Below are 25,685 nucleotides of genomic sequence, written 5' to 3'. Positions count from 1 at the left end.
ATCACTCGTCACCGTTGCCGACACGTGAGAAGCCAATCGCGGGAAAGATTGCGGCGCGAACAATGCGTGCTCCCGCGGGTGCGGCCTGCTGCGCGTCCACTGGCGATACGGCGGCCCTAAAAAGCGCAGGCGCAGCCAAACCGAAAGCGGATGCACCAATCAGAAAATCGCGACGCTTCATATATGACAGTCCTTCTATTCCATGTAGCTCGTGCAACTGCCTGCGACGGCGCGGCGACGAAATTTCGTTGCATCGCAACCGACAACGATGCCGCAACACCTCAATCAAATGCCGCAGTGATCGATCGCCTACATGAACGCCGAATTCTTTAAAATGTGATTGCCGCGAGCAGCCGAGCGGCTTTCACGACTGCTCAGCGAGAACCAACACAAAGAACTTCGCAAAGTAATTCCCAAGTAATGACCCTACATTGAAGCGCCGGAGTCACATCTTTCGTTACATTTCGTTACGTTATGTCACATTCGTTGCATTTAGCTGCGCGCGTTTGCCAAACAGCATGCGACAATTTTTCCGATAACAATTTGAGAGATGTCGCTAACGCGGCCTAATTTTCGAGGCCGCTGCTCAAAGCCGATAGCGCGCCATGACAAACCCTCTCACGCAGCGCGTATCGGCGCATTGCCGAATGGGCGCGGCAGAAACAGTTCGACGAGCTCCCTTATCCGGGCAAAGGCTGCGGTATTGGTGCTGCGGGAGTAATAAAGACAGAACTGCCCGTCATCGACGTATTGACGTGGGCCCACAACACTTCACTCGAGAACGTCAGGTTCTTCACTGGGGTCCAGCGCGCGAAACCAAACGTTGGGCACAACTGCAACCGGGCTTTGGGCCGTTAAGCGCCGCATGAATATTGGGCCTAAGGCCAGAGCTACTCGGCAGCTTTATTTGGCATAACGGAAAAATCCTTCGACCTCTGGCCGTCTACGGCTTCCGCAAATCCTTCGGCGGCCAAGCCCCGTTTGAGCAGCTCTCGGATTGCGGCGGCCCTGCTCGGCATCCGCTTTGCGAATCGCCACGTATCGATGATCCGCAGTTCCGCTGGCGTCAGCATAATTTGGAGCCGCTCGGCCCTGTTGAGCTCACCCATGTGACTTTCCCCGTCAGCCGCGTACTCCTTCAACCCATGAAGCCTAAAATAAGTTCCTAGCTCATTCTACTCACTTAATGCCGAGCGGGGATTAGACAGTCATAGCTACAAAGACTTTCTTTGAGGAAATAACCTATTGAACTTACTACAGTTTTGTTGATTTCCAACGTCCTCAGGCGCACGCTATCGTTTGGAGGACGAGAAAGATGTCAATTCTGATTCAACATGAGTTTGTCGGGCTGGCTGAGGCCGATCACCGGATTGGCAACAACTTAGCTAGCTTGAGCGGGGTTATTCGCCTTCAGCGCAACACTATCTCAAAGGGCGGCAAGACCTTTACGACTCCGCAAGTCTGCATGTTGCTCGATGACATCAGTGCGCGCATTGAGGTCATGGCGAAACTCCACAAATGCTTGGCTCTGACCATAAACAGCAACGGAGTAAGACTCGGCGATTTCTTGCGAGAAATTTCCGAAACGATCAGCACGCTTGGCTCGGAAGGAAGAATGGACCTAACGGTCGAAAACGCTTGCGACGGCGACATCGACCCGCGTCATGCGCTTCATGTCGGACTTATCACCGCAGAGCTCCTGACAAATGCCAGCAAGTATGCGCATCCGTCGGGTCTAGTGGTTAAGGTCAATGTACGCTGCGAAACGAGGAACGATGGCTCATTGATCGTTGAAGTGACAGACGACGGGGTCGGTTTCCCGGAGAATTTCGATCCGTCCACCGATGGAGGACTTGGATTTAAGCTAATGCGATCTTTAGCAAACGGGCTCAATGCAGAACTTCAATTTGAACACGACAGCCTTGGTGTTCGTGCGCGGCTGGTAAAGCCGAAGCAAATGCAATGCCAGTCCAAAAACTGATCGAGCGACTGCAAGCTTCGATCGGTTTGTCCGAGGACGACCGAAGCAAGCTAGTGAACATGCCGGAGACGGTGAAGACGTTCGCTGATAGCGAGTATGTCTTGCGCGAAGGCGAAAGAGCATTCCACTGCGCAGTCGTGATGAACGGATTTCTTGTTGGTCAAAAGATCGTGGGGACTCGAAACCAGATACTGTCAGTTTACGTGCCGGGCGATATGCCGGACTTACATACGTTGCATCTATTGCGCATGGACCATGACCTATGTAGTGCCGGCCCATCTACGATTGCCTTTGTACAGCACGATTTTCTCAGCCACCTACTGATGAATTCTCCGACGCTGACGCATGCTTTCTGGCGTGAGACATTGGTCGATGCCGCAGTCCGCCGCGAATGGGTCGCCAACTTGGGATCGCGCGACGCGTTATCCAGAGTGGCGCATGTGTTCTGCGAGCTTGCAACCCGACTCGAAGTCGTAGGGCTTTTGCAGGACGACCAGTTTCGTCTTCCGTTCACTCAGCAGAATCTCGCTGATATTTGCGGCCTTTCGACTGTGCGCATCAACCGCACCATACAGGAGCTTAGGCGTGGCGGCTTGATCGAATGGAAAGGCCGCGTCGTGACCCTGTGCCGGCGCAAGGAGCTTGAGCTCGTGGCCGAGTTCCTGCCGGACTACCTTCACCTGTCGGAGGCCAAACAACCTGAGAGTCGCATGCGACATGCGCATTCTAAGACGGGGCCAAAGCGGGCAATGCTCTGATCGAGCAGAACGTTCTGCATATCGCGGAAAGCCCCGTAAATGAACGGGGCTTCCTCGGTTCTCATTGCTTGTCGGTGGCTCCAGGCTTCGAGCCGCCGCTCTGGGAAGAGCCAGTGCCACTCAATGACGTAGGCCCGCCGGAAGTACCGTTTGCTCCGCCGGGCCCGGTGGACGAGCCTGCGGTGCCCGTTCCTTGTGAGCTGCCCGTGGTGCGGCCAGCGGAGCCAGCCGTGCCGCCCGTTCCAGAAGACGAGCCGGCAGATGCACCAGCGGAGCCGCCCCCCGCACCCCCACCACCGCCTCCGCCTCCCTGAGCGAACGCGATCGACGTTGAAAGCGCGAAAGCGGCAGCCAAACCAATTGTAGCCAACTTCATGTCGATGTCCTTTCCAGTTGATGTCCTTTCCAGTTAGAGGCGCGTCAACTGCTTGCGCATGACAGCGTTCCTAAGCGCAGCGGTCGCTAATGGTACCGCCGGCCGTTCCCCAAGATCAGATGAACGGTTTGCCGCCTGTGACTGCGATGGTGGTGCCGGAGGTGTAGCTCGACAGGGGATCGGCCAGCATTACATAGGCGGTAGCGAGTTCAGCCGGCTGCCCTGCCCGCTGCATCGGCACCTGCTTGCCGAAGTTCTTCACCGCCTCTTCCGGCATGGTGGATGGGATCAGGGGAGTCCAAATCGGACCGGGAGCAACCGCGTTCACGCGGATGCCCTTTTCAGCGAGCATCTGCGCCAGTCCGCCAGTGAAATTCTGAATTGCTCCCTTGGTCGTCGCATAGGCCAACAGCATGGGATTCGGCATGTCAGAATTCACCGACGCCGTGTTGATGATTGCGCTTCCTGCCTTCATAAGCGGCACCGCCGCCTTCGCGAGATAGAACATAGCGTGGATATTCACTTCAAAGGTGAGCCGCCACTCCTCGTCACTGATATCGCCAATATCGTTGAACGTCGCCTGGTGCGCGGCGTTGTTGACGAGGATATCGACGCCGCCGAGTTCGCTTGCAGCGCGGCTGACTACTTGCCTGCAGTGCTCCGCATTTCGGAGATCGCCTTCGACAAGGATTGCCTTGCGCCCCTCCTTCTCGATGAGTTGTTTTACTTCTTGAGCGTCTTCCTTCTCGTTGAGATAAGCGATCAGGATATCTGCCCCCTCGCGCGCGAACGCGATGGCTACCGCGCGGCCAATACCGCTGTCGCCGCCGGTTATGATGGCCTTCTTTCCCTGCAGCCGGCCCGACCCTTTGTAGGTGGCCTCGCCGTGGTCCGGAGGAGGCTTCATAGCCTGCGTGGACCCCGGCATGGATTGCTTCTGGATGGGATATGGTGGCTTTGGATAGTCGATCATGTGTATCTCCGGTCGAGGCGTGCTTGGTCCTTGAATCCAACCAGGACGATCTGTGGCGCGCTGAACTGTGGCCGCGAAATTCCGCCTTACGCGTCGCTACGATTTCGCCGTGCCCGGCTCCGCCATTTTGCGATGTTGCCGCGCCAGCACGCCAGCGGGCAGCACGTTGGCAACGGCCGATTGGATCCTGTTCTTGATGCCTGTGACGATGTCGCCCTTGCCGCTCATCATCGCCTCGAAGCCGGCCTTCGCGACCCCAGCCGCATCGTCCTTCTTGGCGGTGCCGACGCTGGTATCCATCATATCGGCGCGGCGGAAGAACTCGGTTTCGGTCGCACCCGGCATCAGGCAGGTCACGGTGACGCCGGTGCCGCGCAGCTCCTCGCGCAGCGCAAATGAGAATGAATCCAGAAATGCCTTACTGCCATTGTACACCGCCTGGAAACTGCCCGGCATGAAACCCGCGATCGAGCCGGTGATCAGGATGCATCCAGCGTTGCTGCGGCGCATATCATTGCCAACGCGGTGGATGAGATAGACGGTCCCGGTGATGTTGGTATCGATCACCCGTCTGACCCGGTTGAAATCCTGATCGAGGAACGCATGGCCGAGCCCGACGCCGGCATTCGCAAGCAACGCATCGACCCGACGCCCCTTGGTCGCTGCATAGAGCCGGTCGACGCCCTCTGTGGTCGACAGATCGGCGTCGACCGCATCCACCTTTCCACCATGGCCGCGAAGCTCTTCGGCCGCGGTCTCAATCGCGGGCTCGTCAGCCGCGATCAGGAGATCGAAGCCTGCGCGGGCGCAGCACCTGGCAAGTTCCAGACCAATGCCGGTGGAAGCGCCGGTGACGACGGCAAATTGTCCCTGAGACATGTGAACTTCCTCAACTTGCGCGTTTGCCAATCAACCACCATCGCGAACCGCCGTTCCTATTACCTCCGCAGTGCGCCCAGCCGGCTCAGCAAAAAACTGAAAGGCAGCTAGCAACCATCGTCGGTGATCCGACTTTGGAATTTCGTTCGGATACCGGAGGCAAGGCATGAGAGCGCTGGTCTGGCACGGCAAGGAAGATATTCGTTGCGACACCGTCACCGATCCCGAGATCGAGGATCCGCGCGATGCCATCGTCAAGGTCACGAGCTGCGCGATCTGCGGCTCCGATCTTCACCTGTTTCACAACTTCATCCCGGGCATGCTGCCGGGCGACATCATGGGACACGAAATGATGGGCGAAGTCGTGGAGGTCGGCCACGGCATGGATGGAAAGCTGAAGAAGGGCGACCGGATCGTGGTGCCCTTCACTATCGTTTGCGGACAGTGCGAGCAGTGCAGACGCGGCAATTTCTCGGTATGCGAGACCACCAACCGCAAGCGGCATCTGGCCAACAAGGTATTCGGTCACACGACTGCCGGCCTGTTCGGCTACACTCATCTGACCGGCGGCTATCCCGGCGGCCAGGCCGAGTATCTGCGCGTTCCCTTCGCCGACACCACGCACATCAAGATCCCCCCGACGCCGTTTCCGACGAGCAGGCACTTTTTCTGGGCGATATCTTCCCCACCGGCTGGCAGGCCGCCGCTCAATGCGACATCGAACCTACCGATACGGTGGCGATCTGGGGATGCGGCCCGGTCGGTCAGATGGCGATCCGCAGCGCGCTTCTACTCGGCGCGAACCAGGTGATCGCAATCGATTGCGTCCCCGAGCGGCTGAGCATGGCGGAAGCAGGCGGCGCGACCACCATCAATTTCGAATCCGAAAGCGTGGCCGAGCGCCTCAACGAATTCACCGACGGCAAAGGTCCGGAGAAATGCATCGACGCGACCGGCATGGAAGCGCATGTGATGGCCTCGCAGCCGGATACGCTGCTCGACCGCGCCAAGCAGATGCTGATGCTGGAGAGCGACCGCCCGCACGTGCTGCGCGAGATGATCTATGTCTGCCGGCCCTGCGGGGTGATTTCGATTCCGGGCGTCTACAGCGGTCTTTCCGACCACGTGCCGATGGGCGCCCTGATGAACAAGGGACTGACGGTCCGGTCCGGCCAGACTCACGTCAACCGCTGGACCGACGACCTGCTGCGGCGGATCGAGGAAGGTCAGGTCGATCCGTCCTTCGTGATCACCCACACCGTCGATTTGGCGCAAGGGCCCGAGATGTACAAGGTATTCCGCGACAAGCGCGACAGCTGCGTCAAGGTCGTGCTGAAGCCCTGAATATAGCGAGGCGAGAACATGTATTACGTTGCCAACATCATGCGATCCAAGGGTGACCCGAAGATCGTGCGCAGCGGCCCGAGCTCGATCGAGCCGGCCGACCGCCTCGCGCGAAGGCTTGGCTGGTTCAGCATCGGTCTTGGTGCGATGGAAGTGCTCGCGTCGCGGCGGATCACGCGCGCATTGGGGATGCGGGGAAGCGAAGGCCTCGTCCGCGCCTACGGCTTCCGCGAGCTGTTCAGCGGCGTCGTGTCGCTTTCCGTGGACAAGCGTGCCGGCATGTGGAGCCGCGTTGCCGGCGACGGGTTGGACGCCGCTACACTGCTGTCCGGGTTCAGATATGACAACCCTAAGAAGCACAATGTCGCGCTCGCGCTCCTGATGGTCGGAGGGATCGCCTTCCTCGATTACAAGGCTGTTCAGCAGACGGTGGCGCGCTCGCCGAGGCGTGGCGGGGGACGGCGCCTCTATGCCGACCGGAGTGGCTTCCCGAAGGGGTTAGAGGCCGCACGAAGTTCCGCGAAGAACCTCCTTGGCCGGGCAGCCGTCGGAGCGTCGTAGATGAAATGGGCGTGACGCCTTGCGGCAACACCCGGACGCGGACGGCACGCAGAACGAAATCGCACTGGCTCGCGGCGGCCGAACTTGGCCTGATCAGCAGCACGTTCTCGACCATCGTCAGCCAGCTGTTCGCCGCTCGCATCGGCCGCGATGCCTCGGTCGACTGGATGACGGTGGCTGCGATCCCCGCGCGAGACTGGGCGATCGGCGCCGAGCCGTCCTGGAGCGCGATCCTGGCTGGGATCGCGTTCCATCAATGGGCGGACTTCTCGTGGGCGATGGTGTTCTTCGGCCTGCTCGGGCGCTGGACGGCCGAGCTTCGGCCGCTGACCATCCTCATGCTCGCGCTACCTTGGGCACTGTTCTCGTCAGCGACGGAATGGTTCGTGCTGGTCCCACTGCTTCCGTTCTGGCAGCCGCTGTTCACGTTGCAGCAACCCTACTGGATTGGCCTGCTCGTTCATGGCGCTTCCGCCTTCATGTATCCACTGTTTGCTTGGCTGCGCTGGCCGCCGGGCGAAGCCCCCGAGAGCGATGCTCGGTTCGGCAAAGTATGGCTGAGCGGATCACTGGCGATCGTCATCGTGCTGGCCGGCATAACACTATTGTCCAGCCTCGGCCGCGAGCTGCCTTGGATCGGCCGCGACAAGGTGTCGGATCAAACCTACATCCGGCACATGACCGCCCATCACGCACAGGGCATCGAGCTGGCCCGCTTGGGCATCAAGCGCGCCCAGGACCCACATCTGCGGTCGCTTGCCATGCTGATGGTCGCGAGCCAAACCGGCGAGAACAGGATTTTCGACAATTGGTGGCAAAGCTGGTTCGACACGGCCATGCCGGGCTGCTCGGCCGAGGAGCGCTCCGACATGCCGGGCTACCTCACCTCCGTGCAGATGCAGCAGGTCAGCGCCGCTTCACCGGACCAGTTCGATGCACTGTTCGTTGAAATGATGACCCTGCATCACAAGGGCGCGGTGAAGATGGCCGATCAGCAATGGCGCAGCGACGGCGACCCGCGCCTGCGCACCATGGCGCATGCGATCCGCCACGAGCAGCAAGGCGAGATCGCGCTGATGCAGGGCGCAGCCGGCATCGCGGCCGTCACTGCGGCGTTTCGAAACATGTTCGCCGACAACGTGAACTAGAGCATTTTCTGTTCTGATTGAATCAGAACCGAAGCTCTAGATTCTTGTTTTGACGCGTTTTCTTCACGCGAACCGATGTCCACTTCGCAAAAACGCTCTAGCGTAAGGCTCCGGCTTGCGGCGCGACGGTTTGATGACCTTGTCAGTATTGCGGTCGGTATCGTCGAGCGGCGGGCCATCATCGGGCCTTGGCGGCATATGGTGGCCGCCCTGCTTCTCCTGGATGCGCTTCTGCTCCTCTTTGTCGGACATGATCACCCTCCTCACGCCGCACGCACATCGGCCCTGACCCGCACCGGAATCGACTTCGCCGCCGGCGTCTTGGCCTTCTTCTCGTGATGCCAAAGCGGCAATAGCGGATTGCATTCGGGATAGTAGCCCGCAATACACCCTTCCGGGATGTTGTAGGCGACAACCCGAAGCCCGCCGACCTCCCGCTTGACGCCGTCGTTCGCGGCCGTGGCGAGCGTGACAACGCTTCCCTCCTTCAACGCAAAGCGATCGATGTCGTTGGGATGCATCAGCACGACATAGCGCGATCCGTGGATACCGCGGAAGCGGTCGTCGTAGTTATAGATGGTGGTGTTGAACTGGCCGTTGCTGCGCAGCGTGATGAGCTGGACGATGTCGCGATCCACGGGCCGAGTATCGATATCGGTTGCAAGCGAATCCGGCGTGATGAAGTTCGCCTTGCCGGTCTTCGTGTTCCATCGGCGCTCGCGGGCGCCGAGTGGGCGATGAAAACCGCCAGGCTTCCAAAGCCGCGTGTTGAAATCGTGGAAGATGTCGGGATAGGTCGCCGCGATTGCCTCGCGAACCCGGCTATAGTCCGCCACCCATGCATCCCATGGAATGGTCGAGCGGGTGGGCGCCGCGGCCTTCGCCAATTCGGCGATGATCCTCGGCTCGGAGAACAAGTCGGGGCTTGCCGGTTTCACCTGCCCCCAGGAACCGTGCATGCAGCCGGTGGAATCCTCCATTGAGACCGCCTGCCGCCCACTCTCCTGCTCGTCGATCTCGATGCGGCCAAGGCATGGCAGGATGTAGGATATCTCGCCATGCACGAGCGCCGTGCGGTTGAGCTTGGTCAGGATGTTCACCGTCAGGCGCAGCCTGCGCCAGGCAGGCTCGACCCGTCGGTGGTCGGGAACGGAACGAACCAGGTTGCCGCCGAGCAGCACCACAGCGCGCACAGAACCGTCGATGATCTTCTCGCAAGCTTCGACTGTCGTCGTACCTTTCTGCGCAGGCACATTGATGCCGAACAATTCCCTGATCTTGTCCTTCGGCACCATGTCCGGCTTCTCGGTGATCCCGACGGTGCGCTGCCCTTGGACGTTGGAATGCCCGCGTACTGGGCAGATGCCGGCGCCAGGACGTCCGATATTGCCGCGCATCAGCGCGAGGTTGACCATGGTCTGGACGGTTTCGACGCCCCGTTCGTGCTGGGTCAGGCCCATGCCGTAGATGAACATCACTGATTTGGCATGCGCATAGACTGTGGCGGCAGCTTCCAGTGCATTGCGTGTCAAGCCAGAGCGGCGCTCGATCTCTACCCACTCGCAATTCTTCACGGCGGCGGCGAATTCATCCCAGCCATGCGTATGCTCGCGGATGAAATTCCAATCAATGACCGGATCGGAAGGGCCGGCCTTCTCGTCAAGCGCCAGCAGCACCTTGGCAATGCCGACGATTGCCGCGGTGTCGCCGCCGGTCTTGACTTGATGATATTGCGAGGTGATGCGGGTTGACGATCCCATCAGCATTTCGCCGGGCGCCTGAGGATTGACGAACTCCTCCAGACCCCGTTCTCGCAGCGGATTGAACGTCACGATCGGCACGCCACGACGCGAAGCCTCCTGCAGCTCGTGCAGCATCCGCGGGCTGGAGGTGCCGACATTCTGTCCGAAGAAGAAAATGCAGTCGGTCTTGCTGAAGTCGTCAAGCGTACAGGTGCCGACCGGTACACCAATGCTCTCCGGCAATGCCACCGACGTCGTCTCGTGACACATGTTGGAACTATCGGGCAGGTTGTTGGTGCCGTAGGCACGTGCGAACAGCCCGTACATGAAGGACGCCTCCAGTGAGGCTCGGCCGGAGGTGTAGAACACCACGCTATCGGGCTGCAGCGCCTTCAGTTCGCGGCCAATCTCGCGGAACGCCTCCTCCCAGCCGACCGGCACATATTTGTCGCGCGCAGCATCCCAGCGCATCGGGTGGGTCAAGCGGCCGGCAGCCTCGAGGTGGTGATCGTCCCAGGCCTCGAGCTCGGCGAGCGGCTTGTCGGCGAAGAATTCCGGTGTCACGCGTTTGTGCGTGATCTCCCACGTGGTCGCCTTGGCGCCGTTCTCGCAGAACTCGAACACGCGCGGATCGGCCGGCTTCGCCCAGGCACAACTGACACACATGAAGCCGTCTGGTTTGTTCTGGCGGAGCAGAACGCGCGGGCCCGTGAACGGCACGTGATCGCGCGCGAGACTCCGAGCAAGGGATCGTACCGACCCCCATCCGCCAGATGGGTGCTCATACGGCTCGACTTCGAGGTCTGCGCTTAGTTTGCGTTTGGTGGACATGGCTGTTCCTTGGCAGAAGCTTGTCTCGCGAATTTTCCATTCAAGCTCCATCGGCGAGGTTCGTTCCTAACCTCTTCACTCCCTTGGCATTTCCCGGCGTCGTTTACAGGAACTTTGCTCCACGACATCGATTACGAGTCCGAGGTTTCCTGTATTCTCAGCAGATTGAACCATGCGGATGGCCACGCTCCTGATCGGCATCGCGATAGCTGTGGCCGGATGTCAACGGGAGGAACGACAACTCCGGCTCGATCCACCGGTCGCGGAGGCGCTCGACAAAGTAGCGCTGATGCCGAACGGCATCAGCGGTGCGCCACCTAATGTGTATTTTGCGCTGGAGAAACCTTACGAGGCCAATGCCTACAATCTCAGCCAGGGCAAGCGGCTTTATTCATGGTTCGGCTGCAAGGCCTGCCACCGCAATGGCGAAGGCGGCATCGGCCCCGGCTTCCTCGACGGCTGGTGGTACTACGGCCCCGAGATGGTCTCGATCTTTGCCTCGATCCGCGATGGCCGGCCACACGGCATGCCGGCCTATCGCGACAAGATGACCACCGATCAGATCTGGCAGCTCGCGGGCTACGTGCAGACGATCGGCTCTTATGCCGGCAAGACTGCCGCCCCGAGCCGCAACGACGAGAAGCATACGCGGCCTGCGGAAAACCGCGCGCCGGCGAAAATCCTGTTCGACCCGGGACCGACGCCGCTCCATCCGGATCAAGGGCCGACGCCGTGATACGACACGCGACCAGGCTTGTATGCGTCGTTACACCTGCGCTCCTGCTGGCCGGCTGCAGCGGCTGGCAGTCGGCGCTGGATGCGCATGGCGCACCAGCGATGAGCCTGAAGCAATTGATCATCTTGATCGTAGCGGTGTGCTCCGTGGTCTGGATGCTGGTGATGATCGCGCTGATCATCGCCTTGTCGCGCAATCGCCGGGAACGTCCGTTGCCGATCGCACCGCAGCCTTCGACGCAACGGCGCATGACAATCACCATCGTCGCCGCGGTCGCGGCCACGACCGTCGTCATCAGCGGATTCACCGTCATGAGTTTCTTTGCGACGCGCGCGCTGGGCGTTACCGCCAACGACGAGTTGACGATCAAGGTGCGCGGCCTGCAGTGGTGGTGGAGCGTCGAATATTTTGGCACGAGCCCGGAGGAACGGTTCGAAACCGCCAATGAGATTCACATTCCCGTCGGTCGCAACGTACGTCTCCGGCTCGAGGGGCTCGACGTCATCCACTCCTTCTGGGTGCCTAGCCTAGCCGGCAAGCAGGACCTTGTCCCGGGCCGCGCCAACGAGCTGCTCATTCGTGCCGAAAACCCTGGCACCTATCGCGGGCAATGCGCGGAATTCTGCGGAATGCAGCATGCGCACATGGCGTTCCTGGTCATTGCGGAAAGCGAGGCTGAATTCGACAGGTGGACAAGCGCACAGCGGCAGCCGGCCATCCAGCCATCCGAAGAAGAGCTCGCCGCAGGCCAGCACGCGTTTCTCGCGAAGCCATGTGCGGCTTGCCACACGGTTCGCGGCACGACGGCATCGGGCACGACCGGTCCCGACCTGACCCATATCGGCGGCCGCAAATACATCGCTGCCGGCCTGTTCGAGACAACACGCGGATCGCTCGCGGCGTGGATCGCCGACCCGCAAACAATCAAGCCAGGCAATAATATGCCCACGGTTCCGCTCACGCCCGAGGAGCTGCGCGCGGTGTCGGCCTATCTGGCGAGCCTGAAATGAAGGCGAACATAACCGGACCGGATACGCGCGACACCGATCTCGAGCGAAGCCAGCTGAAGGCCAAGCTCGCGGAAACCTGGAAGACGCCTCGCGGATTGTGGGGTGCGCTTGGAACGGTCGACCACAAGATCATCGGCCGACGCTACATCCTGACGGCCTTCGTGTTTCTCGCACTTGGCGGCATTCTCGCCGCGCTGATGCGCATCCAGCTCGCACAGCCGGAAGCGCGCTTGATCGGGCCGGACCGCTATAACCAGATCTTCACGATGCACGGTGCGAACATGATGTTCCTGTTTGCTGTGCCTGTGATGGAAGCGATGGCGGTGTATCTGGTGCCGCTGATGGTCGGCACGCGCAACATCGCCTTTCCTCGGCTGAATGCGTTCTCCTACTGGATCTATCTCGCCGGAGGTGCGCTGCTCTGGCTCTCCTTTGCGCTCGACATGGCTCCCGACGTCGGCTGGTTCGCCTATGTGCCACTCTCCGGCCCGCAATACGGCGCCGGCAAGCGTGCCGATATCTGGGCACAGATGATCACGTTCACCGAGCTCTCGGCGCTTGCCGTGGCCGTCGAGCTCGTCGTGACGATCTTCAAGCAGCGCGCGCCGGGCATGACGCTCGACCGCATTCCCGTGTTCGTCTGGGCAATGCTGGTAACCGCGTTCCTTGTCATCATGGCGATGCCGGCGATCATGGTCGCGAGCACCAGCCTGATTCTCGACCGGCTCGTCGGCACGCACTTCTACAATCCCGCGGAAGGCGGTGACGTGCTGTTGTGGCAGCATCTGTTCTGGTTCTTCGGCCACCCCGAGGTTTACATCATCTTCCTGCCGGCGGCCGGCATGGTCTCCACGATGATCGAGCCGTTCGCCCGTCGTCCGGCATTCGGTTATCTCGCGTTGGTGATGGCCCTGATCGCAACCGGCATCCTGTCGTTCGGGCTATGGGTACACCACATGTTCGTCGCTGGATTGCCGAGGCTGGGCAACAGCTTCTTCACAGCTTCCAGCATGGCCATCGCGATCCCGGCCGGCATCCAGATCTTTTGCTGGCTCGGGACATTGTGGGATGGCAAGCCCCTGTTCGCGACGCCGTTGCTGTTCATCATCGGATTCATCGTGACCTTCGTCATCGGCGGACTGACCGGCGTGATGGTGGCCTCCGTGCCCTTCGACACCCAGGTCCACGACACTTATTTCGTCGTGGCGCATTTCCATTATGTGCTGATCGGCGGCGCCGTCTTCCCGCTGCTCGGCGCCGTCCACTATTGGTTTCCCAAGATCATGGGACGGATGATGAGCGAGACACTCGGGAAATGGTCGTTCTGGCTGATCTTCATCGGATTCAACCTCACGTTCTTTCCCATGCATATCCTTGGCCTGCAGGGCATGCCGCGCCGGATCTATACCTACCAGCCGGACATGCCATGGCATGGCATGAACCTGTTTGCCAGCCTGAGCGCAATCATCCTGGTCGCCGGTTTCCTGCTTTTCTTTCTCAATGCCATTGGCAGCGCCCGCTCCGGGGCGGCAGCTCGCGACAATCCGTGGGACGCGCCGACGCTGGAATGGGCGACGGCTTCGCCCCCGCCGAGCTACAATTTTGCGCGCATACCGGCCGTGAGCAGCTCCCATCCGCTCTGGGATCGCAGCGACATCCTTGCCGTCGCGAGCGGCTTGCGCACCGATCGGCGCGAACTGGTCGTCACCTCGCTGGTCACCGCCGAGCCGCAGGCGCGTGAGGCTTCGCCGCGGAATTCGATCTGGCCATTGTGGGCGGCGATCGCAACGACGGTGATGCTGATCTGGTCGATCTTCTCCTCTTGGGCGGTGGTCTGGGGTTCGATCCCGATCGCGATCACCCTCATCGGCTGGTTCTGGCCGAAGGGCACGCCGGAGGACGAGTCATGAAGGAGAGAGTTGCACTCGATCTCTCAAAGCTCCCCCTGCACGGCATGGGCACCGCCAGTGTCACTTGGTGGGGCACGCTCGCCTTCATGCTGATCGAGGGCACCGGCTTTGCGCTCGTCCTCGCGGTCTATCTCTATCTCATGAGCCTGGCTGCGATCTGGCCGATCGATGCGCCGAAGCCCGACCTGCTGCCGGGCACGCTGGTGACGCTGATCCTGCTGGCAAGCCTCGTCCCGAACGTCTTGATGTCACGCTGGGCGGAGCAACAGGACCTCCGCAAGATCAGGATCGGAATGGTTGTGATGTCGCTCTTCGGCGTTGCGCCGCTGATCGTGCGTATCTTCGAATTTCCCGCACTCGGGATTAGCTGGGACGCCAACGCTTATGGCTCGATCGTCTGGACGCTGCTGGGCCTGCATACGACCCACATCATGACCGATCTCGTCGATACGCTAGTGCTCGCCGCGTTGATGTTCACCCGCCACGGCAACAATGCAAGGCGGTTCGGCGACGTCCAGGACAACGCGATGTATTGGAACTTTGTCGTCGCCACCTGGCTTCCGATCTACGGCTGCATCTACTGGATCCCGCGGCTATGAGCACGTCAAGGATTGCATCCCATCTTCTGCTCTGGGCCGGCCTCTGGCTCGCGCCGCTCGTCTGGGCCGTGAACATGCAACTCGGACAAATCCTGCCCTATGCTGACTGCCGCTCGCAACTGCATGCATCCGCCATTGCCTCGTTCATAGGTTCCATGATCGCTGCCCTTGCGGGGCTTGCCTCATGGCGATCAGCGAGGCCGGCATCTGCGGAGACTGCGGCATCCGGCGAGACGGCTTCCTTCGTCGGCGTGCTCAGCAGCCTTGCCGCGCTTGTCTTCACTTTTGCCCTGCTTATGCAGGGCATCGCTTCGACGGTGCTGACCGGATGCGAAAGATAGTCTCTTCCCTGCTCATATTGCTGTTGGCAACCCCGGCGGATGCCCATGGCGTCGGGCAGTCTCTCGACGGCGCGAGCTGGACCTTCGACTGTTGGATCATTGTCCCTCTTCTCACATTCGGCGGAATGTACGCCATTGGTGCGCTTACGCTCTCGCAGCGGCGAGGATGGAACGGCGGCGCCCGGAACTGGCGCGATATCGCCTGCCTCGTCGGCTGGCTTTCCCTTGCTGCCGCCCTGGTTTCTCCGCTGCACTGGCTCGGCGAACGTCTTTTCACGTTTCACATGGTGGAGCACGAGATCATCATGGCCGTGGCGGCACCGCTGATTGCCATCGCCCGGCCGGTCGGGACATTGTTGTGGTCGCTGCCGCGACGGACACGTCTGAATATGGGTCGCCTGATGCGGCATCCAGTCACCCGTACGACATGGAACTGGCTGAGCGCTGGACGCAACGCCACCTTGCTGCATGGCGTTGCGATCTGGGCATGGCATGCGCCGGTGCTGTTCGACGCCGCGGTCGACAACCTGCTGCTGCATCGACTACAGCATTTCAACTTCTTTGTGACGGCGGTGTTGTTCTGGTGGTCAGTATTTCGCCGCAGCGAGACAGGCGCGGCGGCCTGGCACGTGTTCGTCACCATGCTGCACACTAGCTTGCTCGGCGCGCTGATGGCGCTGGCACCGCGGGTGCTCTATCAGCAGCAGACGGCCGCATCCGCGGCTTGGGGCCTGACGCCGCTGGAGGATCAGCAACTCGCCGGGATTATCATGTGGGTGCCGGCAGGTACGATCTATGCTGGCGCCGCGCTGGCGCTGATCGCGATCTGGATCAAGGGAGCGGGAAAGACTGCAGGACAAGCCGATGTCGTCGCTCCCTAGACCTCGCGTGTGGGTACTCGTACTAACAGCAATCTGCGTCGCTGCAGCTACCGCGGCTCAGCTTGCGTGGAACTCCCAACATCAGACGGAGAGGGTTGCCCGTGCGATGACCGGTGGCGATCCTTCGCACGCGCCGGAAATCATGCGCCGTTACGGCTGCACGGGATGCCACACGATCCCGGGTGTTGCCGGCGCCGACGGCCAGGTCGGCACGCCGCTCGCAGGTCTGCGTGGCCGTGTTTACATTGCCGGCGTCGCGGCGAACTCGCCCGACAACCTGGTTCGGTGGATCGTGGCGCCGCAGGCCTTTTCGCCGCGCACGGCGATGCCGGCCACCGGAATCACCGAGGCTGAGGCGCGCGATGTCGCCGCCTATCTCTACGCCCGGTAACATGAGGAAGAGTCATGGGATCGGCGTCGGCCGTGTCGGCAGCGATTTGATGTAGAACGCGATCGCCTCGCGATCGTCCTCGGGCAACATCGCTGTGTTGGTGACGACATCGGCCATCGACGACCCGACGCGGCCATGGCCAGGCGTTTTCCCGGTTCGGAGCATCTCGATCAGATCCTGTTCCGGCCACTGGTCGAGGCCTTTTGGCGTGACGTTCGGGTAATAACCCGCCCCCTCCGGATCCTGACCGCCGGCATAGCGTGTCTTTGCCTTGATGCCGCCGAACATGTCGCGCGAAGAGTGGCACTCGGCACAATGTGCGAGTGCTTCCACGAGATATCGGCCCCGATTCCATTTCTCGTCGCGAGCAGGATCAGGCGCGAGCGGACCAGGCCTGAAATAAAGAATTTTCCAGAATCCGATGAAGCGGCGAACGCTAAACAGCGAGACCAGCTCGTGCGGAGGCGGCCGCCCTTTGACCGCCGGCAACGTCCGCAGATACGCCATCAGGTCCGCGACATCTTGCGGGTGCATATGCGTAAAGCTGGCATAGGGAAATACTGGATAATAGTGCGTTCCGCCCGGGGAAACGCCGTTGAGCAGCGCGTCAGCCAAGTCCTTCGTTTGCCAATTGCCGATGCCGTCCACCGGATCCATTGAAATGTTGGGCGCACGAAACGTCCCATAGGGCGAGGCGAGAGCAAGTCCTCCGCCCAGGTGCAGTCGATCAGCCTGACCCGGGGATGCGTGGCACGAGGCGCAATCGCCCGCAGCAAAAATCACCTTACCGCGGACGGCATCCCCAGTTTTCTCCTGAAAACGGGCAAGGTCCGCGGAAGCGAAAGGCTGTGGCGCGGTGATCAACCAGGCGCCAACAGCGAGAACCACTACGGTCGCAATTCCTGCGCTAAACCATATGCGCGCGCGCATCTAACCCTTACATGATTGTCTTCCCGGCTGCACTAACGCGCCCGATTTCCTCGCCGTTCCCTGGCGTCTCGATCTGCCACTATGGCGGCACCGAAGCGATAGCCCGTTGTAGGGGTAAATTGGCCTGGACCTGTACGCCTCACCGGTAGAAAGGGAACGGCAGGTCCATATGCGCGTTCACGCTCTCGTCATGCCGCACTACTTCTTTCATATTTCGAATGGTCATCCATTCAAAGACACATCAGGCGAAGAGCTGCCGGACGACAATGCCGCTTGGCAAGAAGCGCTGAGGACCGTGCGGGATATCGAGGTGAATTTGGATCTCGATGGCGCGAACGTCTGGTCCGTTGAAGTCAAGCGCGAAGACAGGTCGATCTTTCAAATCCATGTATCCGCGCGCAGGACTGATCTTGATCCAAGTTAAAGATCGGGGTGTTGATGCAGATAGGTTGGGTCGAACCCAGCGAGCTGCTCCAATTTCTTCCGTTCTAGGAGATGGAAATTGGCCCGGTTGACAGTGAGAAGCCCCTCTTTCCGCAGATCCTGAAGCACCCGGTTGACATGCACGGTCGAGATGCCGAGGCAATCGGCCAGCTCTACCTGCGTAATCGGAAGCTCAAATCCTCCGTCTCGGGTCCGGCCTACAGCCTCGAGGCGCCGGAAAAGCTCAATAAAGAAGTGCGCCATTCTGGCAGTCGCCGATCTGCGCCCGACGTTGACGATCCATTCCCGGAAGATTGCCGCGTCGATCAATGTTTCCCGCCAAAGCGCCGACGCCACGTTCGGGCGCTCTCGGTTCAATTGCCTCAAAGCATCATGCGGAATGAAGCCGAGCTCACAAGGCGTGAGCGTTACGAGATCATGGTCCATGACCTTGAGGTGGAGGCTCTGGAGATCGGGAATCTCACCGGGAACATGCAATGACAGGATCTGCCGTAGCCCGTCGAAAGTCGTTTTCGAGCGAAATGTAAAACCTTCAGCGAGCAGGCAGCATTCTGCCGGACGCTCGCCATCGGCGACGATGATCTGACGAGCATCAAGCTCCCGGAAGCGAATCGGCAATCTCTGAATCGCCTGGATGTCCTCCCCATCCAACACGTTGGAGGTTGTCAACTTCGTGAGGAGCGCGGTCGCTACTGGTGCCATCATCAATCTGTCCAGCGAAAAGGATGTCAAACCAGGTGCACGCTAAACCTGTCTCTGGGCGGTGCCTGAGCGCAGCTGCCGCGGCGGCGGTCCCGGCCGATCTCCGACTAACGCTGGTTATGAAAGCGAGTCTTTAACTTATCATCGTTCTTTCAATCGCGAGCTCCGGGGAACTGCATCAATCTTAACATGAGTTGGAATCCGAAGGTTCCGAATGGGGGCCGGGAAGGATTTGGCCGCAGGTATCGGTCCAAAGATGCCATGGGATTGACCAACTCGCCCGTCTATTCAATCCACTTCGGAAAAAGTATGTCGCGAACATAGCGCGAGGTCGGCGTCAAGCGGGCGGCTCCCGGCTTGAGCCACGCCACTCGATCGATTTCCTTCTTGTCGCCGATCGTCAGCTTGCCTTTCGCGTTCTTGGCAATAAAGATTGCGTCGCTCATCCTCCGGCCAGACCGCTTGTTCTTGGCCTTCAGTTCTTTCCAGAGCCGCAATCTGCCGACTTTGAGACCCGGAAGCTCCTCCTTGATCTCCCGGCGCAGGCATCCTCTTTCGGTTTCGCGCGGCCGCTTACGCCCACCGGGAAACATCCACAAACCATCGGACCGACGCCTGACCAGGAGAACGCGGCCGCGCCTGGTCGCAACAAGTTTGGATGACTTCGCCATTCCCAGCTATCCCGCTCCTGCTGCGAACCGTCAATCAATTCTAGCGGGAACGCTACCCTGGAGGGAACAAGCAAAGACGAGAGCGCGAGACTTTGCGAGCGACGGCATCGACAGCCTCGACAATCGGGCGCGAAAGGCCCCAGCTCAGGAGCTGGGGCCCCAACACGGCGCTCTCGTGTGCCTAGCCTTGGATAAGACCAGACCGAGCAACCTGGCCTGCTCCGCTAAGCCACGCATTATCATTTGTTGGGTGATGAAACATCGATCCCGCGATCGAGCCGCATTCCACAGCTTTTGCTGAAGAAAAAAGCCCCCGCCGCGCGGCGGAGGCCACCACCACATAAGTTAGGCTCGATAGTTCCTTTAGGCCCACACTCAACGCCGCGGAACTACTCGATCCGGACGAGTTTGAGTCAATCGCAGCCGGAAGTTTGTTGCGTCCCCTTTGCGCCATTGCTTCTTCAAGAGGCTGCGAGAGGATCTCCGATATGAGATGGTGCGCTCGTTGCTGCAATTGCCACTGGATTTGCGAGAACCATCCGATGAAGCCGTGGCTCGGTCGACTGGCGTGCAACTGCGGCGGCCCTGGTGCGCCCTGCCCGGCTTGCAATTCGAGCGATGACGCTAGCAGGCCTGAGATGCCGGAGGGCTTCGAGGCCAGCATGATCAAAGACGACGATCACGACTGAGATCAACAAGCGTCGTTCTGCGGAGCAAAATCCGGTCAAGTGACAACGGCACAGATCCGGAGACTATCCGGAGCCGGTGGCGGGTGCCCTCCCCAGCGGCAACGGGCTGACTAGGCTGATTTGAGCTTACTCCTGAGGTGAACGAGAGCGCGACGCCTCACGTACGTTGGCGCTCCGAGCGTCGTCTTGCCGCCGCGCGCAGCCTGGATAAGCTGCTCGGCGATATATTTCCGGCTGGTGTGGTCGCCGCCATTCGGCAGTTCGGCGCAAATAGTCTGTTTTGCGCGATTGCGCCTGCGCTTGACCCCGCCTATAGCGAAACCATTCGCCAGGGCGGCAAGGTACATTCAACTATGTAAATACCCCTTAGGCGCGAAAATGTGCCACCTGGGCTGATCAGCGAAGGGGCGCGGCGCGTCCGATGTCGTTGGTCCCGATGGAAAATAGGAACTTTGATCTTCATCACGAGTCGCTTTGCAACGGACTCGTTGTTCACCTTCGGGCATCACAGGTTATCCAGTCAGCCACGAGCCGGTGCGGAACGCGGTAGTCATATGCAAACCGGATTTTCATTTTCGAAATTAGTCGACCGCCTTGCGAGCATTGTCGAACTGTCACCCGATGATCTCGACTTGCTGGCGAGAATGCCGAGCAGCATTAGCCATCTTGGCCCCCGCCATCATCTGGTCCACAGGGACTATCAGCCCGGCCACTGCCATCTGCTTCTGCAAGGCTATCTTTGCTGGCGGGATCTCGAGAGCCCCGATGGCCAGATCACGTCGATCTACGTGCCCGGTGACGTACCCGACCTTCACACCATCTATGACGGCCGGGTCGATCGCGAGCTGCTCACGCTTGGCCCGGCCGTTGTCGCATCCGTGTCTCACAGGTATTTTCGAGAGATATCTGCGCTATCATCGTCGCTGTCGCAGGCGCTGCTGCGTCTGCTGGTCACTGATGCCTCTTGTTTGCGGAACTGGATCGTCAATCTGGGCAGCCGTGACGCACTGACGCGGGTCGCGCACCTGCTTTGCGAGATCACAATCCGCCTCCGCGCGGTCGGTCTGGCAAAAGACTTCCGAATTCCTTCGCCCTTCACGCAATCGGATCTGGCCACAGCCTGCGGCATTTCCGCCGTTCATGCCAACCGGATCGTTCAAGAACTGCGCCGAAGCAATCTCCTGCAATGGCATTCCAAGACGATCACGGTCACTGACTGGAACGGCCTTGTTCGTCTGGCCAGCTTCGATCCGGATTATCTACGGCTACGCGACTACGACAGCATCGAGCAGCAGTCGGCACCGACCGTTGCCATGGACCGCATCGGGACCGACACGTTAATGACCTAAGCTCGGGGATTGGCCAAGTACGGCCGGTTTCGTTCCTTCGCGCTTGCCAGATCGGCGAGCGCGAGCCCGACCTCTTCGATGACGCCGGACCATTCTCCGGGAGCCGACTGGTGAAACAACCGAAGGCTCGGATACCAGAACGTCTTTTTGCCGAAGGCAGGCCATCGCCAGTCGCAATCGCGGTGCAGCAGCACCCAGGCGTCGCAGCCAAGCGCCCCCGCGAGGTGAGCAATCATGGTGTCGACGCAGACGACCAGGTCCAATTGCTCGATCGTTCGGCCAAGCATGCCGATATCCGGTGTACTGATGTCCACTGCACTGATGCCCGCGGCCTGCGCGGCCGCCGGACCTTGCTGCAGCGAATAGAGGTTCACGCCGTTCCCATTGAGACGCTGTAGCAAGGTGGCTGGGATCGCACGCCGCTTGTCCCACTCGCCAACTTCCCAGACCAAGCCAACCGCCAGTCGGTCGCCGGTCCGGGATATCGCTCGGCTATCACGGCCATCCGACGTCAGATAGGGCCTCCGCATCGCGATCGAGTCATATTCAGCCCTGATGGCATGGGGCACTTCCATGATCTCGATGTCGACGTCGAACTCGGCATCGGGTGTTCCATCATTGAGCGGCATGGCGCGGTCGACGCCGTCCATGCGCTCCAACAGTGTCAGCAGCTCGGGCTGGCACCAGAGCGTCACTTCACGCGCAACGGCGCGAAGCGCCGGCATGAAGCGAACGAACTGGATGGTATCGCCGAGACCGTGGTAGCAGCGAACCAGCACCCGCTTGCCGCACAGCTGCTCGCCGCGCCAGATCCGTTGCAGATGGCGCGGCCCGGTATGCTTCTCGGGCCAGATCTGGCAGAAGCGCGCCAAGTCGCGATCGTTGATCGCCCAGGCACGTTTGAAATCGGCCGCTCGCATCGCCTCGATCCAGCTGCCTTGCGCCATGTCCGCGGGCAATGAACCGGCCGCATCAATTGACGCTGCGGATGCAGAACTCATCCGGCGGAGGAGCGCCGCACGAATTTATGAAACCGGCTCGGCTTGCCGTCGCTGGTCTCGTCCTGGTACAGGAACGCCAGTTCGGACTCGTCGAACTTGCGGAAGAACTCGTCCCAGCTGATCTCGTCGAGCCCCTCATCCTTAGGGGCGAAATCGATACGCAAGATGCCGGCGTGCCCGTCCTCTTCGGTCGCCTTGACCGTCGCCGGATGGCCACCTCGCTCTTCCGCCCAGTCACGGATCACCTCGTGATCTGTGGTCGTACGCGCTTTTCCTTCCGCCGTCCTGGTATGGCTTGTAGTCATTGGCAGCTCCTCATTTGTCGAACCCGGCGGACAGGGCCGGCTTCCGCATCAGGCTGTTCGCCATGAACTCTCCGATCGCGGATTGGTTCTTCCGAGTACGCGACTGCGGCTCATCGCGGACGATGTCTCAGGATCATCTTCTTCATCTTCATCCAGGATACGCTTCGTTCCTGCGCGATCCTAATCTGGGTTAAGCTTTCTCGATTTTGTTTGACCGAAACCGTGCTCGTGTCGCACCGACAGCTTTGCGGCAGGAACGAACATACCTTTCACACGTTCGCCGACCTGCTTACGTCCGCGCCACGTAGCGGCTTGCTCCCCGGAGGATCGCGATCCATGCATTCACGTCTTCAAGACAGGCGGCGCGTTCGCGTCGGTCTCGTGGGAGTTGGAAATTGCGCAAGTTCCTTCGTCCAGGGTCTGAACTACTACCGGCATGCCAAGTCGAACGAGCCGGTCCCCGGACTGATGAACGCAGATGTCGGCGGCTATCACGTCAGCGATATCGAGATTTCTTCAGCCTTCGATGTCAACGCTAACAAAGTCGGACGCGATGTGTCAGACGCCATCCTGGCAATGCCAAACAACACCCACCGCTTTTCGGATGTTGCAAGAACCGGCGTTATCGTGCAGCGCGGTCCCGTGCTCGACGGCGTCGGCCGCTACCTGGAAGATGATATTCCGATCGCCGACACGCCTGTGGCCGATGTCGCCGACGTTCTCGCGAGATCGCGCACGGATGTTCTGGTCTCCTATCTGCCGGTCGGCTCGCAAGCGGCGAGCGAGTGGTACGCGGAGCGCGCTATCAATGCCGGCTGCGGTTTCGTCAACTGCATTCCCGTCTTCATCGCGTCCGACAGCATCTGGCAGCGCCGCTTCGAGGAAGCGGGTCTGCCGATCATTGGTGACGACATCAAAAGCCAGGTGGGCGCCACAATCCTGCATCGCGTGTTGGCCAACCTATTCCGGGACCGCGGCGTGCGGCTGGATCGCACCTATCAGCTCAACGTCGGCGGCAATACTGATTTCAAGAACATGCTCGAGCGAGAACGCCTGACCTCGAAGAAGATCTCGAAGACACAGGCGGTCACCAGCCAGTTCGAGGTGCCAATGGATGCCGACAATGTGCATGTGGGGCCAAGCGATCATGTTCCGTGGCTCACGGATCGCAAGCTCGCCTTTATCCGTCTGGAAGGCACGACTTTTGGCGGTGTTCCGTTGACCGCCGAGGTCAAGCTTGAAGTCTGGGATTCGCCCAACTCCGCTGGAGTGGTGATCGACGCCGTCCGCTGCGTCAAGCTCGCAATGGACCGCGGCCTCTCGGGGGCACTGACCGGACCGTCGAGCTATTTCATGAAATCTCCCCCCTGCCAGTTCACCGACGAGGAAGCACGCCGCCAGACGCGTACTTTCATCGATGACAAGGCGTGAGCCAATGGTGCAGACCATTCACCTTGTTCGCCACGGTCATCATGCGCTGCTCGGGCAAGTGCTTTGTGGCCGGATGGCCGGCGTTGAGCTCGATGACTTCGGCTGTCGGCAGATGGCGTGCTGCGCCGAGCTGATCCGGCACGCCCCTTCCGCGGTTCAGGCGAGCCCGCAGCCGCGCGCGCGACAATCAGCGGCTATTCTAGCCTGGCGTTTCTGCCTGCCGGTCGAGATCGTACCGGCGGTCGACGAGATCGACTGTGGCGACTGGACCGGTCAACCATTCGCGTCACTCAAAAACGATCCGGGCTGGGCGCGGTGGAATGAGAAACGAGGTGCAAGCTGTCCGCCAAACGGCGAAAGCATGCATATCATGCAGCAGCGGGTCGTCGAGCATGTGGAACAGCTCGGTCGCGACCGGACCGACGGCACGGTTGTCATCGTCAGCCACGCCGAACCGATCCGCGCCGCACTCCTGCATTATTCGGGAACTCCGCTCGATAACTTTCTCGCGATCGAGGTCGATCCTGCCAGCGTCAGCACCCTGGTCGTCGACAAGGCGGGAATCCGCATCGCGCAAATCAATCAACGGGTGCCGGCGTGAAGATCGTGATTTTCGGCCTGACGATCTCATCGTCCTGGGGCAATGGCCATGCCACGCTGTGGCGTGGCCTTTGCAAGCATCTTGTGCGATCCGGCCACACGATCGTGTTCTTCGAGCGCGACGTCCCTTATTATGCCGGCGCAAGAGACATGTTCGAGTTGCCGGGCGGGCACCTGGAGCTGTTCTCGGCGTGGGACGATATCCGTGCCAAGGCGCGTGACCATATCCTTTGCGCCGATGCGGCGATCGTCACCTCCTATTGTCCCGATGCCATCTCGGCGACCGAGCTGATCCTGGATCAGAGCCACGCTATTCCAGTGTTCTATGATCTCGATACGCCCGTCACGCTCTCCAAGCTGCAGGCGGGAGAGGCGGTACCTTATATCGGTCCGGGTGATCTCGGTAGATTTGAGCTTGTCCTGAGCTTCACAGGCGGACCCCGTGTATTGGAGGAGTTCCGCCACAAGCTAGGCGCGCGCAATGTACAGCCGCTCTATGGGCACGTCGACGCCGACGTGCATCGGCCAGTGCCGCCGCAACCGCATTATCGCGCCGCCCTCTCCTATCTCGGGACCTATTCGGAAGATCGCCAGCTCGCGCTAGAAACCCTGTTCGTCGAACCGGCACGCGCAAGGCAGGACCTTCGATTCCTGATTGGCGGCGCGCAATATCCGGACAATTTTCCGTGGTCACCCAACATCTACTTCGTTCGGCACCTGCCGCCGTCCGAGCACGCGCCGTTCTTTGCCTCGTCTCGGCTGACGCTCAACGTCACACGCCGCGCCATGGCTGAAATGGGCTGGTGTCCGTCAGGCCGCTTGTTCGAAGCGGCGGCGTGTGGCGTACCTCTGCTCAGCGATAGCTGGGACGGTTTCGAGGCATTCTTCGCTCCGGGCGAGGAAATCCTGATAGCGCATGATGAACGCGACACCGTTGCCGCGCTCGAGGCGGACGACGCGGAACTCCTGCGCATCGCCAAGCGCGCACGCGAGCGGGCGTTGGACCAGCATAGCTCCGGGAAACGCGCCAGCGAACTCATTGCGCTACTGGAGCAAACGGGGCGCCGAGGCGCACGCCAAACGGAAGCCGAGGAGACCTGAG

Annotated in this window: 27 protein-coding genes and 1 pseudogene; 17 read left to right on the top strand and 11 right to left on the bottom strand. The window is 60.5% G+C overall.

The genetic code is table 11. From position 1 onward, the window contains the following. Position 1 precedes the first annotated feature (1 nt). Both ACZXDY_RS03260 and ACZXDY_RS03255 read right to left on the bottom strand, forming a co-directional pair. Positions 2-181 carry a hypothetical protein gene (locus ACZXDY_RS03260; protein WP_464344471.1) on the bottom strand — a complete coding sequence of 60 codons (180 nt, stop codon included), beginning with the start codon at positions 179-181 and terminating at the stop codon, positions 2-4. A 709-nt stretch (positions 182-890) separates the two neighbouring features. Further along, on the bottom strand, positions 891-1,109 hold the full coding sequence (locus ACZXDY_RS03255; protein ID WP_028161946.1) for a hypothetical protein: 219 nt from the start codon (positions 1,107-1,109) through the stop codon (positions 891-893). Positions 1,110-1,315: 206 nt separating this feature from the next. Between ACZXDY_RS03255 and ACZXDY_RS03250 the strand changes: the two genes are divergently transcribed. Together ACZXDY_RS03250 and ACZXDY_RS03245 are read left to right on the top strand one after the other, a co-directional pair. Continuing rightward, entirely contained in the window at positions 1,316-1,981 is a 666-nt protein-coding gene (locus ACZXDY_RS03250) for a sensor histidine kinase (protein ID WP_464344470.1), read from the top strand. Continuing rightward, a complete protein-coding gene (locus ACZXDY_RS03245; RefSeq protein ID WP_464344469.1) occupies positions 1,963-2,739 on the top strand; it encodes a Crp/Fnr family transcriptional regulator in 777 nt (258 codons plus the stop codon). The genes ACZXDY_RS03250 and ACZXDY_RS03245 overlap by 19 nt, the downstream gene beginning before the upstream one ends. A 491-nt stretch (positions 2,740-3,230) precedes the next feature. Here the strand turns inward: ACZXDY_RS03245 and ACZXDY_RS03240 are convergent, their stop codons facing one another. Both ACZXDY_RS03240 and ACZXDY_RS03235 read right to left on the bottom strand, forming a co-directional pair. Continuing rightward, on the bottom strand, positions 3,231-4,088 hold the full coding sequence (locus tag ACZXDY_RS03240; protein ID WP_464344468.1) for an SDR family oxidoreductase: 858 nt from the start codon (positions 4,086-4,088) through the stop codon (positions 3,231-3,233). A gap of 96 nt (positions 4,089-4,184) precedes the next feature. Beyond that, entirely contained in the window at positions 4,185-4,967 is a 783-nt protein-coding gene (locus ACZXDY_RS03235) for an SDR family NAD(P)-dependent oxidoreductase (RefSeq protein ID WP_464344467.1), read from the bottom strand. 166 nt (positions 4,968-5,133) lie between these two features. Between ACZXDY_RS03235 and ACZXDY_RS03230 the strand changes: the two are divergent. From ACZXDY_RS03230 to ACZXDY_RS03220, 3 genes and pseudogenes are all read left to right on the top strand, one after another. Then, positions 5,134-6,311 (top strand): annotated as a pseudogene (locus ACZXDY_RS03230) (zinc-dependent alcohol dehydrogenase). A gap of 18 nt (positions 6,312-6,329) precedes the next feature. Beyond that, positions 6,330-6,872 carry a hypothetical protein gene (locus ACZXDY_RS03225; RefSeq protein ID WP_464344466.1) on the top strand — a complete coding sequence of 181 codons (543 nt, stop codon included), beginning with the start codon at positions 6,330-6,332 and terminating at the stop codon, positions 6,870-6,872. A 5-nt stretch (positions 6,873-6,877) separates the two neighbouring features. Next, complete coding sequence (locus tag ACZXDY_RS03220) at positions 6,878-8,020, top strand: DUF305 domain-containing protein (protein ID WP_464344465.1); 1,143 nt, start codon at positions 6,878-6,880, stop codon at positions 8,018-8,020. A 63-nt stretch (positions 8,021-8,083) separates the two neighbouring features. Here ACZXDY_RS03220 and ACZXDY_RS03215 read toward each other — a convergent pair whose 3' ends face one another. Beyond that, the gene (locus ACZXDY_RS03215; protein ID WP_464344464.1) at positions 8,084-8,272 is read right to left on the bottom strand and encodes a hypothetical protein; all 189 of its coding nucleotides are present in this window, start codon (positions 8,270-8,272) and stop codon (positions 8,084-8,086) included. Positions 8,273-8,283: 11 nt separating this feature from the next. Next, the gene (locus tag ACZXDY_RS03210; protein WP_464344463.1) at positions 8,284-10,593 is read right to left on the bottom strand and encodes an FdhF/YdeP family oxidoreductase; all 2,310 of its coding nucleotides are present in this window, start codon (positions 10,591-10,593) and stop codon (positions 8,284-8,286) included. 172 nt (positions 10,594-10,765) lie between these two features. Here ACZXDY_RS03210 and ACZXDY_RS03205 point away from each other — a divergent pair, with 172 nt between their 5' ends. The 6 genes from ACZXDY_RS03205 to ACZXDY_RS03180 all read left to right on the top strand — a co-directional run bounded on the left by ACZXDY_RS03205 (position 10,766) and on the right by ACZXDY_RS03180 (position 16,461). Further along, on the top strand, positions 10,766-11,329 hold the full coding sequence (locus tag ACZXDY_RS03205; RefSeq protein ID WP_028161940.1) for a c-type cytochrome: 564 nt from the start codon (positions 10,766-10,768) through the stop codon (positions 11,327-11,329). After that, positions 11,326-12,339 (top strand): cytochrome c oxidase subunit II, encoded by a 1,014-nt coding sequence (gene coxB / locus ACZXDY_RS03200; protein ID WP_028161939.1) that lies wholly within the window; start codon positions 11,326-11,328, stop codon positions 12,337-12,339. Before ACZXDY_RS03205 ends, coxB begins: the two co-directional genes overlap by 4 nt. Next, complete coding sequence (gene ctaD / locus ACZXDY_RS03195) at positions 12,336-14,249, top strand: cytochrome c oxidase subunit I (protein WP_464344462.1); 1,914 nt, start codon at positions 12,336-12,338, stop codon at positions 14,247-14,249. Before coxB ends, ctaD begins: the two co-directional genes overlap by 4 nt. After that, on the top strand, positions 14,246-14,848 hold the full coding sequence (locus tag ACZXDY_RS03190; RefSeq protein ID WP_464344461.1) for a cytochrome c oxidase subunit 3: 603 nt from the start codon (positions 14,246-14,248) through the stop codon (positions 14,846-14,848). The genes ctaD and ACZXDY_RS03190 overlap by 4 nt, the downstream gene beginning before the upstream one ends. Positions 14,849-15,176: 328 nt before the next feature. Further along, positions 15,177-16,070 carry a cytochrome c oxidase assembly protein gene (locus tag ACZXDY_RS03185; RefSeq protein ID WP_464344598.1) on the top strand — a complete coding sequence of 298 codons (894 nt, stop codon included), beginning with the start codon at positions 15,177-15,179 and terminating at the stop codon, positions 16,068-16,070. Next, positions 16,054-16,461, top strand: coding sequence for a c-type cytochrome (locus tag ACZXDY_RS03180; RefSeq protein WP_464344460.1), 408 nt, complete (start codon positions 16,054-16,056; stop codon positions 16,459-16,461). Before ACZXDY_RS03185 ends, ACZXDY_RS03180 begins: the two co-directional genes overlap by 17 nt. 12 nt (positions 16,462-16,473) lie before the next feature. Here ACZXDY_RS03180 and ACZXDY_RS03175 read toward each other — a convergent pair whose 3' ends face one another. Further along, positions 16,474-17,391 carry a c-type cytochrome gene (locus ACZXDY_RS03175; protein ID WP_464344459.1) on the bottom strand — a complete coding sequence of 306 codons (918 nt, stop codon included), beginning with the start codon at positions 17,389-17,391 and terminating at the stop codon, positions 16,474-16,476. Between the two features lie 169 nt (positions 17,392-17,560). On the opposite strand from ACZXDY_RS03175, the gene ACZXDY_RS03170 reads away from it, so the two are divergent. Then, the gene (locus ACZXDY_RS03170; RefSeq protein WP_051396473.1) at positions 17,561-17,815 is read left to right on the top strand and encodes a DUF6894 family protein; all 255 of its coding nucleotides are present in this window, start codon (positions 17,561-17,563) and stop codon (positions 17,813-17,815) included. Here the strand turns inward: ACZXDY_RS03170 and ACZXDY_RS03165 are convergent. Both ACZXDY_RS03165 and ACZXDY_RS03160 read right to left on the bottom strand, forming a co-directional pair. Next, positions 17,812-18,540, bottom strand: coding sequence for a Crp/Fnr family transcriptional regulator (locus tag ACZXDY_RS03165; RefSeq protein WP_028161931.1), 729 nt, complete (start codon positions 18,538-18,540; stop codon positions 17,812-17,814). The genes ACZXDY_RS03170 and ACZXDY_RS03165 overlap by 4 nt on opposite strands. A 281-nt stretch (positions 18,541-18,821) precedes the next feature. Next, positions 18,822-19,208, bottom strand: a complete 387-nt coding sequence (locus tag ACZXDY_RS03160) for an NUDIX hydrolase (protein ID WP_028161930.1) — start codon at positions 19,206-19,208, stop codon at positions 18,822-18,824. A gap of 826 nt (positions 19,209-20,034) precedes the next feature. Between ACZXDY_RS03160 and ACZXDY_RS03155 the strand changes: the two genes are divergently transcribed. Next, positions 20,035-20,256, top strand: coding sequence for a hypothetical protein (locus ACZXDY_RS03155; protein WP_464344458.1), 222 nt, complete (start codon positions 20,035-20,037; stop codon positions 20,254-20,256). Positions 20,257-20,349: 93 nt separating this feature from the next. After that, positions 20,350-21,246: a Crp/Fnr family transcriptional regulator gene (locus ACZXDY_RS03150; protein ID WP_464344457.1), complete on the top strand. Its 897-nt coding sequence runs from the start codon at positions 20,350-20,352 to the stop codon at positions 21,244-21,246. Here the strand turns inward: ACZXDY_RS03150 and ACZXDY_RS03145 are convergent. After that, a complete protein-coding gene (locus tag ACZXDY_RS03145; protein ID WP_464344456.1) occupies positions 21,243-22,166 on the bottom strand; it encodes a hypothetical protein in 924 nt (307 codons plus the stop codon). The two genes, ACZXDY_RS03150 and ACZXDY_RS03145, sit on opposite strands and share 4 nt — an antisense overlap. Before the next feature lie 77 nt (positions 22,167-22,243). Further along, entirely contained in the window at positions 22,244-22,552 is a 309-nt protein-coding gene (locus ACZXDY_RS03140; RefSeq protein ID WP_464344455.1) for a hypothetical protein, read from the bottom strand. Between the two features lie 336 nt (positions 22,553-22,888). On the opposite strand from ACZXDY_RS03140, the gene ACZXDY_RS03135 reads away from it, so the two are divergent. The 3 genes from ACZXDY_RS03135 to ACZXDY_RS03125 are packed head-to-tail and all read left to right on the top strand — an operon-like array spanning position 22,889 to position 25,684. Continuing rightward, positions 22,889-23,983, top strand: coding sequence for an inositol-3-phosphate synthase (locus ACZXDY_RS03135; protein ID WP_028161927.1), 1,095 nt, complete (start codon positions 22,889-22,891; stop codon positions 23,981-23,983). Between the two features lie 4 nt (positions 23,984-23,987). Further along, positions 23,988-24,584, top strand: coding sequence for a histidine phosphatase family protein (locus ACZXDY_RS03130; protein ID WP_464344454.1), 597 nt, complete (start codon positions 23,988-23,990; stop codon positions 24,582-24,584). Continuing rightward, entirely contained in the window at positions 24,581-25,684 is a 1,104-nt protein-coding gene (locus tag ACZXDY_RS03125; protein ID WP_464344453.1) for a CgeB family protein, read from the top strand. Before ACZXDY_RS03130 ends, ACZXDY_RS03125 begins: the two co-directional genes overlap by 4 nt. Position 25,685 lies beyond the last annotated feature (1 nt).

This window comes from Bradyrhizobium sp. LeoB3, assembly GCF_055456055.1.
Note: the sequence above shows the minus strand (reverse complement) of the source record. Positions and strands in the feature narration are given on the sequence as shown.

What these genes read in the sequence shown, in the direction of transcription:
- ACZXDY_RS03260 (WP_464344471.1), bottom strand. Translation starts at nt 181, where the DNA reads ATGAAGCGTCGCGATTTTCTGATTGGTGCATCCGCTTTCGGTTTGGCT.
- ACZXDY_RS03255 (WP_028161946.1), bottom strand. Translation starts at nt 1,109, where the DNA reads ATGGGTGAGCTCAACAGGGCCGAGCGGCTCCAAATTATGCTGACGCCA.
- ACZXDY_RS03250 (WP_464344470.1), top strand. Translation starts at nt 1,316, where the DNA reads ATGTCAATTCTGATTCAACATGAGTTTGTCGGGCTGGCTGAGGCCGAT.
- ACZXDY_RS03245 (WP_464344469.1), top strand. Translation starts at nt 1,963, where the DNA reads ATGCCAGTCCAAAAACTGATCGAGCGACTGCAAGCTTCGATCGGTTTG.
- ACZXDY_RS03240 (WP_464344468.1), bottom strand. Translation starts at nt 4,088, where the DNA reads ATGATCGACTATCCAAAGCCACCATATCCCATCCAGAAGCAATCCATG.
- ACZXDY_RS03235 (WP_464344467.1), bottom strand. Translation starts at nt 4,967, where the DNA reads ATGTCTCAGGGACAATTTGCCGTCGTCACCGGCGCTTCCACCGGCATT.
- ACZXDY_RS03225 (WP_464344466.1), top strand. Translation starts at nt 6,330, where the DNA reads ATGTATTACGTTGCCAACATCATGCGATCCAAGGGTGACCCGAAGATC.
- ACZXDY_RS03220 (WP_464344465.1), top strand. Translation starts at nt 6,878, where the DNA reads ATGGGCGTGACGCCTTGCGGCAACACCCGGACGCGGACGGCACGCAGA.
- ACZXDY_RS03215 (WP_464344464.1), bottom strand. Translation starts at nt 8,272, where the DNA reads ATGTCCGACAAAGAGGAGCAGAAGCGCATCCAGGAGAAGCAGGGCGGC.
- ACZXDY_RS03210 (WP_464344463.1), bottom strand. Translation starts at nt 10,593, where the DNA reads ATGTCCACCAAACGCAAACTAAGCGCAGACCTCGAAGTCGAGCCGTAT.
- ACZXDY_RS03205 (WP_028161940.1), top strand. Translation starts at nt 10,766, where the DNA reads ATGCGGATGGCCACGCTCCTGATCGGCATCGCGATAGCTGTGGCCGGA.
- ctaD (WP_464344462.1), top strand. Translation starts at nt 12,336, where the DNA reads ATGAAGGCGAACATAACCGGACCGGATACGCGCGACACCGATCTCGAG.
- ACZXDY_RS03190 (WP_464344461.1), top strand. Translation starts at nt 14,246, where the DNA reads ATGAAGGAGAGAGTTGCACTCGATCTCTCAAAGCTCCCCCTGCACGGC.
- ACZXDY_RS03185 (WP_464344598.1), top strand. Translation starts at nt 15,177, where the DNA reads ATGCGAAAGATAGTCTCTTCCCTGCTCATATTGCTGTTGGCAACCCCG.
- ACZXDY_RS03180 (WP_464344460.1), top strand. Translation starts at nt 16,054, where the DNA reads ATGTCGTCGCTCCCTAGACCTCGCGTGTGGGTACTCGTACTAACAGCA.
- ACZXDY_RS03175 (WP_464344459.1), bottom strand. Translation starts at nt 17,391, where the DNA reads ATGCGCGCGCGCATATGGTTTAGCGCAGGAATTGCGACCGTAGTGGTT.
- ACZXDY_RS03170 (WP_051396473.1), top strand. Translation starts at nt 17,561, where the DNA reads ATGCGCGTTCACGCTCTCGTCATGCCGCACTACTTCTTTCATATTTCG.
- ACZXDY_RS03165 (WP_028161931.1), bottom strand. Translation starts at nt 18,540, where the DNA reads ATGATGGCACCAGTAGCGACCGCGCTCCTCACGAAGTTGACAACCTCC.
- ACZXDY_RS03160 (WP_028161930.1), bottom strand. Translation starts at nt 19,208, where the DNA reads ATGGCGAAGTCATCCAAACTTGTTGCGACCAGGCGCGGCCGCGTTCTC.
- ACZXDY_RS03145 (WP_464344456.1), bottom strand. Translation starts at nt 22,166, where the DNA reads ATGCGAGCGGCCGATTTCAAACGTGCCTGGGCGATCAACGATCGCGAC.
- ACZXDY_RS03140 (WP_464344455.1), bottom strand. Translation starts at nt 22,552, where the DNA reads ATGACTACAAGCCATACCAGGACGGCGGAAGGAAAAGCGCGTACGACC.
- ACZXDY_RS03135 (WP_028161927.1), top strand. Translation starts at nt 22,889, where the DNA reads ATGCATTCACGTCTTCAAGACAGGCGGCGCGTTCGCGTCGGTCTCGTG.
- ACZXDY_RS03130 (WP_464344454.1), top strand. Translation starts at nt 23,988, where the DNA reads ATGGTGCAGACCATTCACCTTGTTCGCCACGGTCATCATGCGCTGCTC.